Origin of the sequence: Actinoplanes subglobosus (genome assembly GCF_042650585.1) — a bacterium.
GTDB classification, from domain to species: Bacteria; Actinomycetota; Actinomycetes; order Mycobacteriales; family Micromonosporaceae; genus Actinoplanes; species Actinoplanes subglobosus.
Genome location: NZ_JBHSBL010000028.1, coordinates 138760 through 151002, shown reverse-complemented (window position 1 = coordinate 151002; position 12243 = coordinate 138760). Strand labels below are relative to the sequence as shown.

11 protein-coding genes are annotated in these 12243 nt (G+C 71.3%); 3 read left to right on the top strand and 8 right to left on the bottom strand.

The window, feature by feature from the left end:
* Nucleotides 1-9 precede the first annotated feature (9 nt).
* From ACFO0C_RS41175 to ACFO0C_RS41150, 6 genes are all read right to left on the bottom strand, one after another.
* Entirely contained in the window at nt 10-1212 is a 1203-nt protein-coding gene (locus tag ACFO0C_RS41175) for an ABC transporter permease (RefSeq protein WP_378072260.1), read from the bottom strand.
* A complete protein-coding gene (locus tag ACFO0C_RS41170) occupies nt 1209-1988 on the bottom strand; it encodes an ABC transporter ATP-binding protein (protein WP_378072259.1) in 780 nt (259 codons plus the stop codon). Before ACFO0C_RS41170 ends, ACFO0C_RS41175 begins: the two co-directional genes overlap by 4 nt.
* Nucleotides 1985-3196 (bottom strand): efflux RND transporter periplasmic adaptor subunit, encoded by a 1212-nt coding sequence (locus ACFO0C_RS41165; RefSeq protein WP_378072258.1) that lies wholly within the window; start codon nt 3194-3196, stop codon nt 1985-1987. The genes ACFO0C_RS41170 and ACFO0C_RS41165 overlap by 4 nt, the downstream gene beginning before the upstream one ends.
* Before the next feature lie 65 nt (nt 3197-3261).
* Nucleotides 3262-4707, bottom strand: a complete 1446-nt coding sequence (locus tag ACFO0C_RS41160) for a sensor histidine kinase (protein ID WP_378072257.1) — start codon at nt 4705-4707, stop codon at nt 3262-3264.
* 38 nt (nt 4708-4745) lie between these two features.
* Nucleotides 4746-5468, bottom strand: coding sequence for a response regulator transcription factor (locus ACFO0C_RS41155; RefSeq protein WP_378072256.1), 723 nt, complete (start codon nt 5466-5468; stop codon nt 4746-4748).
* Between the two features lie 83 nt (nt 5469-5551).
* Nucleotides 5552-6790 carry an efflux RND transporter periplasmic adaptor subunit gene (locus ACFO0C_RS41150; protein WP_378072255.1) on the bottom strand — a complete coding sequence of 413 codons (1239 nt, stop codon included), beginning with the start codon at nt 6788-6790 and terminating at the stop codon, nt 5552-5554.
* Between the two features lie 174 nt (nt 6791-6964).
* On the opposite strand from ACFO0C_RS41150, the gene ACFO0C_RS41145 reads away from it, so the two are divergent.
* The gene (locus tag ACFO0C_RS41145; RefSeq protein WP_378072254.1) at nt 6965-7603 is read left to right on the top strand and encodes a hypothetical protein; all 639 of its coding nucleotides are present in this window, start codon (nt 6965-6967) and stop codon (nt 7601-7603) included.
* A gap of 106 nt (nt 7604-7709) precedes the next feature.
* On the opposite strand, the gene ACFO0C_RS41140 is transcribed toward ACFO0C_RS41145, so the two are convergent.
* Nucleotides 7710-8231, bottom strand: coding sequence for a hypothetical protein (locus ACFO0C_RS41140; protein ID WP_378072253.1), 522 nt, complete (start codon nt 8229-8231; stop codon nt 7710-7712).
* Between the two features lie 47 nt (nt 8232-8278).
* The gene (locus ACFO0C_RS41135; RefSeq protein ID WP_378072252.1) at nt 8279-9280 is read right to left on the bottom strand and encodes a LacI family DNA-binding transcriptional regulator; all 1002 of its coding nucleotides are present in this window, start codon (nt 9278-9280) and stop codon (nt 8279-8281) included.
* A gap of 74 nt (nt 9281-9354) precedes the next feature.
* Here ACFO0C_RS41135 and ACFO0C_RS41130 point away from each other — a divergent pair, with 74 nt between their 5' ends.
* Nucleotides 9355-10578, top strand: coding sequence for an MFS transporter (locus ACFO0C_RS41130; RefSeq protein ID WP_378072251.1), 1224 nt, complete (start codon nt 9355-9357; stop codon nt 10576-10578).
* A 173-nt stretch (nt 10579-10751) separates the two neighbouring features.
* Entirely contained in the window at nt 10752-12002 is a 1251-nt protein-coding gene (locus ACFO0C_RS41125; RefSeq protein ID WP_378072250.1) for an MFS transporter, read from the top strand.
* Nucleotides 12003-12243: the final 241 nt, after the last annotated feature.

Here is a 12243-nt window from a genome sequence, read left to right as displayed (position 1 = left end):
GGTGGTTCCTCACTCGTAGCGCAGCGCGTCGATGGGCCGCAGGCGGGCGGCGCGGGCGGCGGGCAGGCCGCCGAAGAACAGGCCGATCGCGATGGACACGCCGACGGCGTACCCGATCGAGCTGGGCACGATCACCGGCTTCACTCCGACGATCTCGAACTGGCTCCCGATCAGGGCGGCGGCCACTCCCAGGGCGCCGCCCAGCACACTCAACAGACTCGCCTCGATCAGGAACTGGGTCAGGATGACCCGGCGGGGCGCGCCGAGGGCCTTGCGGATGCCGATCTCCCGGGTCCGCTCGGTCACCGTGACGAGCATGATGTTGGTGATGCCGATGCCGCCGACCAGCAGACTGATCGCGGCCACCGCCCCGAGCAGGGTGGTGAACGTGTCGGCGGTCTCGGTCTGCGTCTCCAGCAGCGAGGACGCGTTCTGGATCCGGTACGGCGTGCTGCTCGACGACGAGTCGACGTCCAGCTTCTGGTTGAGGATCGTGGACACCTCGGCCTGGGCGGCGTCGACCTTGTCCGGGTCGGCGGCCTCCACGATGATCGAGGTGAGCGCGCCGTAACCGGTGAGGACCTGCTGCACCGCGGTCAGCGGGGCGACCGCGGTGTCGTTGGCGTCGTTGAAGCCGGTGGAGCTCTTCTCCTCCAGCACCCCGACGATGGTGAACAGCGCACCACCGACGGTGACCTGTTTGTCGATCGGGTCGACACCGGGGAAGAGTTCTTCGGCGACGGTCTGTCCGATCACCACGACCCGCCGGCCCTGGTCGACGTCGTCCTCGCTGAAGGCCGAGCCCCGGCCCACCGGCGTGGTGGACGCGGTGAACCAGCTGGGCGTGGTGCCGACGAAGGTGGCCACCGAGTGGTCGTTCCCCTCGTAGGTCATCGTCGCCGACGAGGAGCTGACCACAGGCGACACCGACTTCACGTCCGGCGCCAGCTCCTTGTCGATCAGGGCGTCGGCCATGTCCTTGGTGAGCGCGGTGCTCGACGAACCGCCGCGGCCGGTGCTCATCACCGTGATGGTGTTGGTGCCGAGCGCCTCGATCCGGTCACTGATCGCCTTCGCCGAGCCGTTGCCGACCGCGACGAGCAGGATGACCGCGGCGACACCGATCAGGATGCCGAGCATGGTCAGAGCGGAGCGCAGCTTGTTCGCCGACAGGCCACGCAGGGAGAAGCGGACTACCTCGAAGAAGTTCACTGGGAGTGTCGCCCTCCCGAGTAGACCGCGGCGCGGCCGGCCGGCTGCTGGTAGGAGTGGTGGGGGCCGACCGGGGGCAGGTGGATCGGCGACTGGCGCACGTCGGTGACGATCGAACCGTCGACCAGGCGGATCAGCCGCTTCGCCCGGGCGCCGACCTCGTCCTCGTGGGTGATGATCACGATGGTGCGGCCGGCCGTGCTGAGGTCGTCGAAGACCTGGAGGACGTCGTCGGTGGACTTGGAGTCCAGGTTGCCGGTCGGCTCGTCGGCCAGCAGCAGGGCCGGCTCGGTGACCAGGGCCCGGGCCACCGCGACACGCTGCTGCTGACCGCCGGAGAGCTGGTTGGGCTCGTGGCCGCCACGGTCGGCCAGACCGACGATGTCCAGGGCCTCCATGGCGCGCCGGCGGCGCTCCTTCGGTTTGACCCCGGCGTACGCCAGAGGCAGTTCCACGTTGGCCACGGCGGTCGTCCGCGGAATGAGGTTGAACGACTGGAAGATGAACCCGATGAGCCGGTTCCGGGCGAGCGCGAGCTGCCCGTCGGAGAGCTTGCTGACGTCCACGCCGTCGAGCAGGTACTGCCCGGAGGTGGGGATGTCCAACGCGCCGAGGATGTTCATCAGGGTCGACTTGCCGGAACCGGACGAGCCCATGATGGCCACGTAGTCGCCGCGTTCCACGGTGGCCGAGACCCCGCGCAGCGCGTGCACCGTCGCCTCGCCCTGGCCGTAGATCTTCTTGAGGTCGGTGACCTGGATGACCGGCTTGCTCATCGGGTCCTCCCGCCGCCGCCGGGGGCCGCGCCGCCGCCACCGGTGAAGCCACCGCCGCCGAACCCGGTTCCTCCGCCGGGGAACCCACCGCCGCCCATCTGGCTGCCGGTGCCCGTACTCGTGGACGTGGTCTTGACGACGACCTGCTCGCCCGCGGTGAGCCCGGAGGTGACCTCGGTGGCGCTGTCGCCCTCCAGGCCGATCTCCACCGACCGGTTCTCCTGGACGCCGTTGGCGACCACGGTGACCGTGTGCCGGTTGCCGACCGTGGTGATCGCGGCCGCGTTGACCAGGACCACGTTCTCCTTGGAGCCGGTGGTGACCGAGACCGACACGGTCTGGCCGACCTTGGCGCCGGTGGGCACCTTGTCCAGGGAGAGGGTGACGCCGTAGGTGACCACGCTGTTGGAGGTGGTCGCGGACGGGTCGATGGCGGCGACCTTGGCGCTCTGCGAGGTGCCGCTCAGCGCGTTCCAGGTGACGGTGGCGACCTGGCCGTCCTTGAGGCTGGTGGCGTCCGCCTCGGCGAAACTGGCCGACACCTGCATCTTGGTGAGGTCGGCGATCTCGACGAAGCCGCTGCTGCTGCTCGTGCTGCTGCTCGACGACCCGCCACCGGACGAGGAACCGCCGCCGGTGGAACCGGAACTCGACGAGCTGCTTCCGGAGGCCGAGCCGCCGAGGGTGCCGTTGACCGCCGTCACGGTGCCGGCCATCGGGGCGGTCAGCGTGGTGCCCTCGACCGCGGCCTCGGCCTCATCGACGGCGAGGTCGGCCTCGGTGACCTGGTTCTCCGCGTCGGAGGTGTCCGAGCCGGCGTCCTCGGCGCGGTCCAGGGCGTCCTGGGCGGCGTCGAGGTCGGCCTCGGCGGCGTCCAGCGCCCGCTGCGAGGCGGCCGGGTCGACCTTGGCCAGCACCTGGCCCTTCTTGACCTTGTCACCGACCTTGACGCTGATCGAGGTGACGGTGCCGCTGGTCTCGAATGTGGCGCTGGCGGTGCTGGCGCTCTCCAAGGTGCCGTCGGCGGTCGCGGTCTTGGTGACCGTGCCCTGCTGGACGGTGACCGTTCGCTCGGAGGCCGTCGCGGCCGTCGCCCCGTCGTCGGTTCCGGAAAATGTCTCGTACACCGTATAGGCCCCGGCGACGAGCACGACGCCGATCACGGCGTTGACCACCAACGACGGGTGGCGGCTCAGACGTACCTTCATGGCGCACACTCTGGAGCCACGGCCTATGAGGAGCTTCGGCGAAACCTGGGAGCCACCTCAAAACATCACGCGGAGTCACGGACAGCAGGCAGTGCCACACGGAACGTGGCTCCACCGCCCGGTGTCGCGCGCAACTCCACCCGTCCGGCGTGCTGCCGCACGATGGCCGCGACGATCGCCAGGCCCAGCCCGGAACCCCCGCCCCTGGCCCGTGACCGGCTCGAATCGGCGCGGTAGAGCCGCTCGAAGATGCGGGGCGCGTGCTCGGCCGGCACTCCGGGACCGTTGTCGCACACCTCCAGCACCGCGTCGTCGCCGTCGACACCCACCCGGACGGTCACCGTCGTGCCCGCCGGAGTGTGGCTCAGCGCGTTGGCGACCAGGTTGGTGACCACCTGTCGCAGTCCGTGATCGTCACCGAGCACCGTCGCCGGCTCGAACGTGTCCTCCTCGTCGCTGAGCCCGGCGAGCAGCACCTGACGGTCCGGAACACGTACGTGCGCGTCCCGGATCGTGTCGGCCGCGATCTCCAGCAGGTCGATGCGCCGCAGGTCGAGGGTGCGCTGCTGGTCCATCCGGGCCAGCCGCAGCAGGTCCTCGACGAGCACCGCCATCCGCGCCGACTCGGCCTCGATGCGGCCCATCGTCTCGTCCAGCTGCGGGCCGGGCGGGGCGCCGCCGCGGCGGTAGAGCTCGGCCCAACCGCGGATCGAGGTGAGCGGGGTGCGCAGCTCGTGCGAGGCGTCCGCGACGAACTGGCGCAGCCGCTGCTCCGAGGCGGTCCGCGCGTCGACCTCTCCCTCGATGCGGGTCAGCATCGCGTTCAGGGCCAGGCCCAGACGACCCGGCTCGGTGTGCGGATCGGTGCCGGGCACCCGGCCGGACAGGTTGCCGCCGGAGATGTCGGCGGCCACCGCCTCCATCTCGGTGAGCGGCCGCAACCCGATCCGCACGACGAACGCGGCACCGAACGCCAGGGCGGTCAGCACCAGCATGAGGACACCGGCGTCGATCAGCATCAGCTGCTGGGTGGTCTGCTCGACCTCGTCCAGCGACGTGCCGATCACCGCGAACGAGCCGCTGTCGCCGCGCTCGACGGCGATCATCCGCCAGTCGGCGCCGTCGACGGTCGCCACGGTGTACGGGGTCCGGGTGCCCGCGTGGGCGGCGATCTCCTCCATCGAGGGCACCGGCGGGCGTACGTCGCTGGTCGTGTCGCTGCGGTCGGTGTCCAGCGTCCCGTCCGCGCCCACGAAGTAGAGGACCTGGTCGGGACCGATGCCCCGGCTGCGGCCGCCACGCGGGACGAAGCCGCCACCCGGGCTCGGGGAGAACTCCGACATCGGGCGGCTTATCCCGATCAGCTGCTCGTCGATGCGGTCCTCCAGATACTTCTGGATGAGGAGCACACCGACGACGTTGGCGACGATCAGGGCGACGCCGGAGAGCACGCCGACGACCAGTGCCAGCCTGGACTTGAGAGTCCAGAACCGCCACGGGATCAATCCCATCCGACCGCCCCGCCCACCACCTGACGACGGAACAAGGATCAGTCTTCTGCCCGGGGCAGCCTCAGGGCGTACCCCACTCCCCGCACCGTGTGGATCAGCGGCGGATCGGTCCGGTCGATCTTTCGGCGCAGGTAGTAGACGTAGGACTCCACGATGCGACCGTCGCCCCCGAAGTCGTACTTCCACACCCGGTCCAGGATCTGCGCCTTGCTGACCACCCGGCCGGCGTTGATCATCAGGTACCGCAGCAGGTTGAACTCGGTCGGGGACAGCTCGATCAGCCGGCCCGCCCGGCGCACCTCGTGAGCGTCCTCGTCCAGTTCCAGGTCCGCGTACCGCAGCACCCCGGTGTCCTCTTGCGGCTCCTCCGGCTGGCTGCGGCGCAGGATCGCGCGTATCCGTAGCACGACCTCCTCGAGACTGAACGGCTTGGTGACGTAGTCGTCCGCGCCGGCTGACAGCCCCAGGATGCGGTCCTCCACCGCGTCACGGGCGGTGAGGAACAGGACCGGAACCCGGTGACCGGCGGCTCGCAACCGCCGGGCCACCTCGATCCCGTCGACATCCGGGAGCATCACGTCCAGGACGATCAGATCCGGCTCGAAATCCTGCACCGCCACGAGAGCGCCGTGCCCCGTCTCGGCGACCCGGACCTCGAAGGCGACCAGCCGTAACGTCGCGCTGAGCAGCGCGGAGATGTTCGGCTCGTCGTCGACGACCAGGACCCGGAAGGGCCGGGCCGCGGCGTCACTGAGAGTCATGGGACCACGGGTTTCGGAGAGCACCGTAAAGAACTATCAGCGCTTTCTTTGAATGAGCTATGAAAGGGTGGAGAGAACGCTGCTCACCAGGACTTCGCCACGGAGTCACCCTCGGTGATCCCGGAGACGATCTCGGTGTACTGGTCGCCTCGCAACCCTAGCTTGACCTGGACTTCGGCGCCGTTCTTGAGAACCGTGCCGCTGTCCCCGGAGACATCGTGCACCGCGGTGCTGGGCACCCGCAGGACCTCCTCCTTACTGCCGGTCGTCACCCGTACGTTGGCGCTCTGCCCGACGAGCAGCTCGTCCGGGGCGTCGTTGAACGACAGGACCACACCGAACCGGGTCAGCGTCCCGTCGCTGGTACCGACCGGGTCGACCTGCACCACGGTCGCGTCGAACGTCTCACCCGGCCGGTCGGCGAGGGTGATCACCGCCTTCTGGGTGACCTCCAGATGGTCGGCGTCGGCCTCCGGGAAGTCGGCGCTGATCTGCATGTCGTAGATGTCGGCCAGCGTGATGAAGGTGGAGCCGGACCGGGCCGTGCTGCCCACCTTGCCGCTCACCGAGATTATCTTCCCGGCGATCGGCGCCTTGATGGTGGCACCCGCCAGGTTCTCCTCGGCCTCCTCCAGGGCCACCTCGGCCGCGTTGACCCGTTGCTGGGCGCTGAGGATGGCGTCCCCGCCGGAGCTGCCGCCCCGGGTCGTGCCGCCGCCGGTCGAGCCTCCGCTCCCACTGGCGGAACAGGTCTTGGTGGCGGTCGCCCGCGGCTTGCTGGTCGTCCTGGACGGCGTCGGGGAGGCCGGCACCGTGGCCGACGGAGAGGCCGACGCCGACGCCGACGGGGACGCCGAGGCCGAGGCGCTGGGCGAGGCCGTCGTGTAGGCGGCGGCCACGTTGCACCCGGACGTCGACGTCGAGGTGGTGGAGGACGCCGACTCCGCCTCCTCCAGCGCGTCGTAGGCGTCCGACAGCGTCGACGAGGCGTCGTCGACCTTCTCCGCCGCGTCCGCGTCGTCGACGGTCGCGAGCACCTGTCCCGCGGTCACCGTGTTACCGGCCCGGACCTTGACGCTCTCCACCTCGGCCGACACCGCGAACGACAGGCTGCGCGTCTGCGCCGCCTGCAACGTGCCGGTGGTGGCGACCTCGGTGGTCACCGTCCCCTTGTCGGCGGTGACGATCTCGGCCGCCTCGGACTCCTCCTGCGCCGCGCCGGCCGTCAGCGCACGCACCACGCCGAAGGCGATCAACGCGAGCACGACGACCGCCACGGCGAGCCAGATCAAACGCCGGCGACCGGCCAGTGCAACACCCATGGTCGCCGAGTGTGACGAGCGGTCCTCGCCGCGGGCTCGGTCCTACCTGGGAGTTCGCTCGGAGCACCGGAAGCCGTTCTTAGGTAACTCCTAGCATCGTCCGACCTTGCGCACAGGTGCGGCCGCTTTCCTTCACACGTCCCCGCACCAGTCATCGATATAAGGAGAACCACCGTGCCGGTGATCAGTTCGAAGGCGCCTCGCCGCGCCGTTGCCGTCTTCGCGGTCTCGGTCGCCATGCTCTTCACGGCGGCGTGCGGCTCGGACGAGGCGACCACCGACAACAGCGGCACCACCGGCCAGAACGGCGGAGGCAACAGCGCGTTCGCGGCCTACACCGAGTGTCTCAGCAAGAACGGCGTCACCATCACGATGCCGTCCGGTGGTCCCGGTGGCGGCATGGGCAACGGCGGCGCCCGCCCGTCCGGCGCTCCCGGCGGGGTCCGGCCGTCCGGCGCCCCCGACGGGGTCTTCCCGTCCGGCCAGCCCCGCCCGGACGGCAGCGGCGGCCCGCGCGGTGGCGGCGGCTTCCCCGGCGGTGGCGGTTTCAGCAAGCCCGAGGGTGTCGACGACGCGACCTGGACGAAGGCCCAGGAGGCCTGCGCGTCGCTGCGCCCGAGCATGGGCGCCGGTCGCGGCAACGGCGGCAACGGCAACGGTGGTGGCGGCCGCGGCGCGAACGCCGCCTACGAGAACTGCCTGAAGGAGAACGGCGTCACCGACACCGCGAACCCGGACACCTCCGACGCGACCGTCAAGAAGGCCGTCGAGACCTGCTCGGTCCTCAAGCCCACCGCCACGGCGGCCTCCTGACGGTCACCGTCTCCGTGCCGGCATCGCGGTCCCCCCGCCGATGCGATGCCGGCACGGACGTCCCCGCACGGCCCGTGCCTCCCGCACCGGAGGGCGCGGGCCGCGGTCATCGCCGCCTCGGTGGCCGCGCCGTGTCCAGCACGTCCTGGACCAGCTCGCGATCGGTACCGGCGGCATAGACCGCCAGGTCGCCCGCGAACACGTACCCCGCCCAGGTCTTGTCCTCGTTCTGCCGCACACCGGGCCCGTGCGCCGGGTCGAACGTCGCCGCCGAGTAGAAGACCACGCCGGTCGTCATCCGGCACGGTGGCGAGCCGGGCGGCGCCCACTGCACGAACGTGAACTCACACCCCGTGGTGTCCGGCCGCAGCCAGTCGGCCGGGACGTCCACCTGCACGCCGCTGTGATCGACGGTCTTCCAGCCGTCCCGCGGCTTCGGCACCTCGGAGGTCGCGATCATCGGGGCGACGGACGCGCCGGCCACGGAGGCGCTGGTCACGGGGGTGCCGGTGACGGGGGTGCCGGACGGGGTGTCACCGGCCGGCGTGCACCCGGCGACGGCGAGAACGACGAACGTCGCGGCGGAGGAGACGAGCCGGGCACGACGCGAACCGGTCAGGGTAGTCATGGTGCTCTGACGACCACGGCCAGGACCGAGTTCCGGAGGGGATCGGGTCAGCGTGACGGGGCGCCGGTCGTGGTCCGGACCACCAGTCTCGGCGGGATGATCACGGCCCGGGGGCCGGACGGGGTGCCCTCGATGCGCTCGACCGCCCGCTCGATGGCCCGCGCCGCAAGACCGTCGATGTCCTGGCCGATCGTCGTCAGGTCGATGTGGGCCAGGCGGCTGAGACTGGTGTCGTCGTAACCGACCACACTGACGTCGCCGGGCACGCTCAGGCCGTTGCGGCGCAACACGTCGAGCAGGCCGGTCGCGCTCAGGTCGTTGAAGACGGTCACCGCCGTCGGCGGATCCACCAGCAGTCTCTCCGCGGCACGGGCGCCGTCCTCCTCCGCCGCGCCACCGGGGATCACCCGGATGAACTCGGCCAGGCCGTGCCGGCGCATCGCCTCCTGATAGCCGGCCCGCCGCTCGGCCGACCCGTGCACCGTGCCGCCGTCGACGTGCGCGATCCGCCGGTGCCCCAGCGACACCAGGTGGTCGACGGCCTGGTGCGAGCCGAGCGCGTCGTCGTTGTGGACCACGTCGACGTCGCGGCGGCGGGCGCTGCGCATCATCGCCACCACCGGCAGGCGGGACGCGATCGACGCGAGCTCGGCGGAACGCATGTTGCCGCCGAACAGGACGATCGCCTCGCAGCGGTCCTGCAGCAGATCGCCGACGGCCGTACGCTCCCCGCGTCTCGGTGTCACCGCGCTGAGGGTGAGCTGATAGCCGGCCGCTCCCGCCGCGTCGTAGAGCCCGGTGAGCAGGTCGTGGTGGAACGGGTGGCGCACGTCGAAGACCACGCCGAGCAGGCGGCTGCGGCCGCTGCGCAGCAGACGGGCCCGGCTGTCGGGCCGATAGCCGAGCTCCTCCGCGACCTTGAGCACCCGCTCGCGGGTGGCCTCCCCGGCGCCCGGCGCGCCCCGCATCACGATCGACACGCACGCCACCGACACCCCGGCCTCGGCCGCGACGTCGGCGAGCGTGATCCGCCGCTCCCCTGAACGCATGCCGCGATGGTACGGGGTGTGACGACTAGAACGTTCTACCGACATGGCAACTAGAACGTTCTAGGATCCCGGGCGTGGACACCCTGACCCGCGGCCGCCGATGGGCCGCCCTGCTCGCACTCTCCCTCGGCGGCTTCGGGCTCGGCCTCACCGAGTTCTCCGCCATGGGCCTGCTGCCGGAGATGGCCCGCGACCTGCTGCCCGCCGACTACGCCGCCTCGCCCTCCGCCGCCGTCGCCAAAGCCGGGTGGATGATCACGATCTACGCGCTCGGGGTCGTCGCCGGGGCGCCCACCATCGCCGCCCTCACCGCACGGGTGCCCCGCAAGCGACTCGTGCTCGGGCTGCTGGCCCTGTTCGTCGTGGGCACGGTGCTGTCGGTCGCGGCGCCCACGTTCGAACTGGTCCTGGCCGGGCGGTTCGTCGGCGCACTGGCACACGGCGCATACTTCGGCGCGGCGGCGATCCTGGCCGGCCGTATCCTCGGGCCCGGCAACCAGGGCAAGGGCTTCGCGATCGTCCTCGGCGGGCTGACCGCGTCCAATCTGCTCGGCGTTCCGCTCGTCACCAGCCTCGGACAGAGCCACGGATGGCGTACGGCGTACGTCCTCGTTGCTGTGATCTTCGCCCTCAGCCTCCTGGCCGTGCTCGCGACCGTGCCCACCGTCGCCGCGGCCCCCGGCGGCTCGCCGCGCGCCGAACTCCGCGCCTTCCGCTCGCCGCGCGTGTGGCTGGCGTCCGCCGTCGTCGCGGTCGGCACCGCCGGGTTCTTCGCCGTCAACAGCTACATCGCGCCGCTGACCACCGAGGTCGCCGGACTGTCCGACGGCGCGGTGCCGTGGGTGATGGCGCTGATGGGGCTCGGCATGACCGTCGGCATCGCGGTCGGTGGCGCCGCCGCCGACCGCGACATCCGGCGTACCCTCCTGTACGGGTTCGTCGCCGTACTCGCCGCCGTCATCGTGTTCGGGGCTGCCGCCGGCCATCCGGCCGCCCTGTTCCCGGCCGCGTTCCTGGTCGGCGCGACCAGCGCTTTCATCGGGCCGGCGCTGCAGTCGCACCTGATCGAGTCGGCGCCCGGGACGCAACTGATGGGCGCGGCCGTCAACCAGTCCGCCGCCAACGTGGCCAACAGCCTGGGCGCGGCCCTCGGCGGAGCCGCCATCGCCGCCGGGTGGGGCTACCTGTCGTCGGTCTGGATCGGTGCCGTCCTCGCCGCGGCCGGCCTGCTGCTCGCGCTCCGTAGCCTGCGGCCGGCCCCGATTCCGGCCGAGGTGGCCACGCCGGTGCCCGCCTGAAACCGCCGTCGCCCCTTCCCGCCTCCACCCTTCCCACCTCCGCCGCCCCTTCCCGCCTCCGCCCTTCCCGCCGCCTCCTTCTTCCCGCCGCCGCTTCCGGCCGCGAACGTTTCCGGCTGTGATTGCTAGAACGTTCTATTCCCAAGGGAACTAGAACGTTCTAGGGTCGCGGGGTGGACACACTGAACGCCGGGCGCCGCTGGGCGGCACTGATCGCGCTCTCGCTGGGCGGGTTCGGGCTCGGGCTCACCGAGTTCGTCGCCATGGGGCTGCTTCCCGACATGGCCCGTGACCTGTTGCCCGAGGCGTATGCGGCGTCGGTTCCGGATGCACTCGCGCAGACCGGGTGGATGATCACGATCTACGCGCTCGGGGTCGTCGCGGGAGCGCCGACCATCGCGGTGCTGACCACACGTGTGCCCCGGCGGCGGCTCGTCGTCGGGCTCCTCGTGCTCTTCGTCGTGGCCACGGCCGCCTCGGCGCTCGCGCCCACGTTCGAACTGGTGCTGGCGGCCCGGTTCGTCGCCGCGCTCGGGCACGGGGCCTACTTCGGGGCGGCGGGACTCCTCGCGGCCGCGATCCTCGGGCCCGGGAACCACGGCAAGGGCGTGTCGATCGTCATCGGCGGGCTCACCGCGGCGAACCTGGTCGGGGTCCCCCTGATCACGGTGCTCGGACAGTCCCGCGGGTGGGAGGCCGCCTATCTCGCGGTGGCGGGCGTGTTCGCGTTCAGTCTGGTGGCGGTGCTCACGACCGTACCGTCGATCGCCGCGCCGACCGGCGGATCACCTCGCGCCGAACTGCAAGCCTTCCGCTCGCCCCAGGTCTGGCTCGTCGCCCTCGCCGTCGCCGTCGGCACCAGCGGATTCTTCGCGGTGAACAGCTACGTCGCGCCGATCACCACACACGTCGCGGGCCTCGACGAGTCGACGATCCCGTGGATCCTGGCCGCGATGGGGCTCGGCATGACCGTCGGGATCGCCCTCGGTGGCATCGCCGCCGACCGGGACCTGCGGCGGAGTGTGCTGTTCGGGTTCGCCGGGCTGATCGGGTCGGTGGCGTTCTTCGCCGTGGCGGCCGGGCATCCGGCGGGCCTCGTCATCGGCGCGTTCCTGGTCGGGGCGGCGAGCCTGTTCATCGTGCCGGCGCTGCAGTCACGGCTGATCGCCGTGGCGCCGGGGGCACAGCTGATGGGTGCGGCGGTCAACCAGTCGTCGCTCAACATCGCCAACAGCATCGGGGCAGCCCTCGGCGGGGTGGTCATCGCCGCCGGCTGGGGGTATCTGGCTTCGGCGTGGCTCGGCATCGCGCTGTCGTTCGCGGGGCTGCTGCTGGCGCTGGTCAGTTTCCGTCTCGACCGGGTGGCCGCTCCGATGTCGGCGGCCTCGCCGGACTCCTCGGCCGAGGAACCCGCCCTCGTCTGAGCCGGCACATCGCCGGGCCGGGTTCCCGGCGTAGCGTCGGACCATGTGGTCTTCACCACCGCACCGGAGTGGCTTGCTGCCCCGGCCCGCCCATCGTGAACTGCTGACCGGGCTGCACAGGAACGGCGTCGTCCGGATGGCCGGGCCGCTCGCCGACGACACCGGGGCGCTGATCTCGCTCGATGCCGCCGACCGGCCGGAGATGACATCGGCCGCGACCGTCGCCACCCACCCGCCGGTT

Coding starts and splice junctions, on each gene's coding strand:
- ACFO0C_RS41155 (WP_378072256.1), bottom strand. CDS start 5,468: ATGACTCTCAGTGACGCCGCGGCCCGGCCCTTCCGGGTCCTGGTCGTC.
- ACFO0C_RS41160 (WP_378072257.1), bottom strand. CDS start 4,707: ATGGGATTGATCCCGTGGCGGTTCTGGACTCTCAAGTCCAGGCTGGCA.
- ACFO0C_RS41140 (WP_378072253.1), bottom strand. CDS start 8,231: ATGACTACCCTGACCGGTTCGCGTCGTGCCCGGCTCGTCTCCTCCGCC.
- ACFO0C_RS41165 (WP_378072258.1), bottom strand. CDS start 3,196: ATGAAGGTACGTCTGAGCCGCCACCCGTCGTTGGTGGTCAACGCCGTG.
- ACFO0C_RS41150 (WP_378072255.1), bottom strand. CDS start 6,790: ATGGGTGTTGCACTGGCCGGTCGCCGGCGTTTGATCTGGCTCGCCGTG.
- ACFO0C_RS41135 (WP_378072252.1), bottom strand. CDS start 9,280: ATGCGTTCAGGGGAGCGGCGGATCACGCTCGCCGACGTCGCGGCCGAG.
- ACFO0C_RS41170 (WP_378072259.1), bottom strand. CDS start 1,988: ATGAGCAAGCCGGTCATCCAGGTCACCGACCTCAAGAAGATCTACGGC.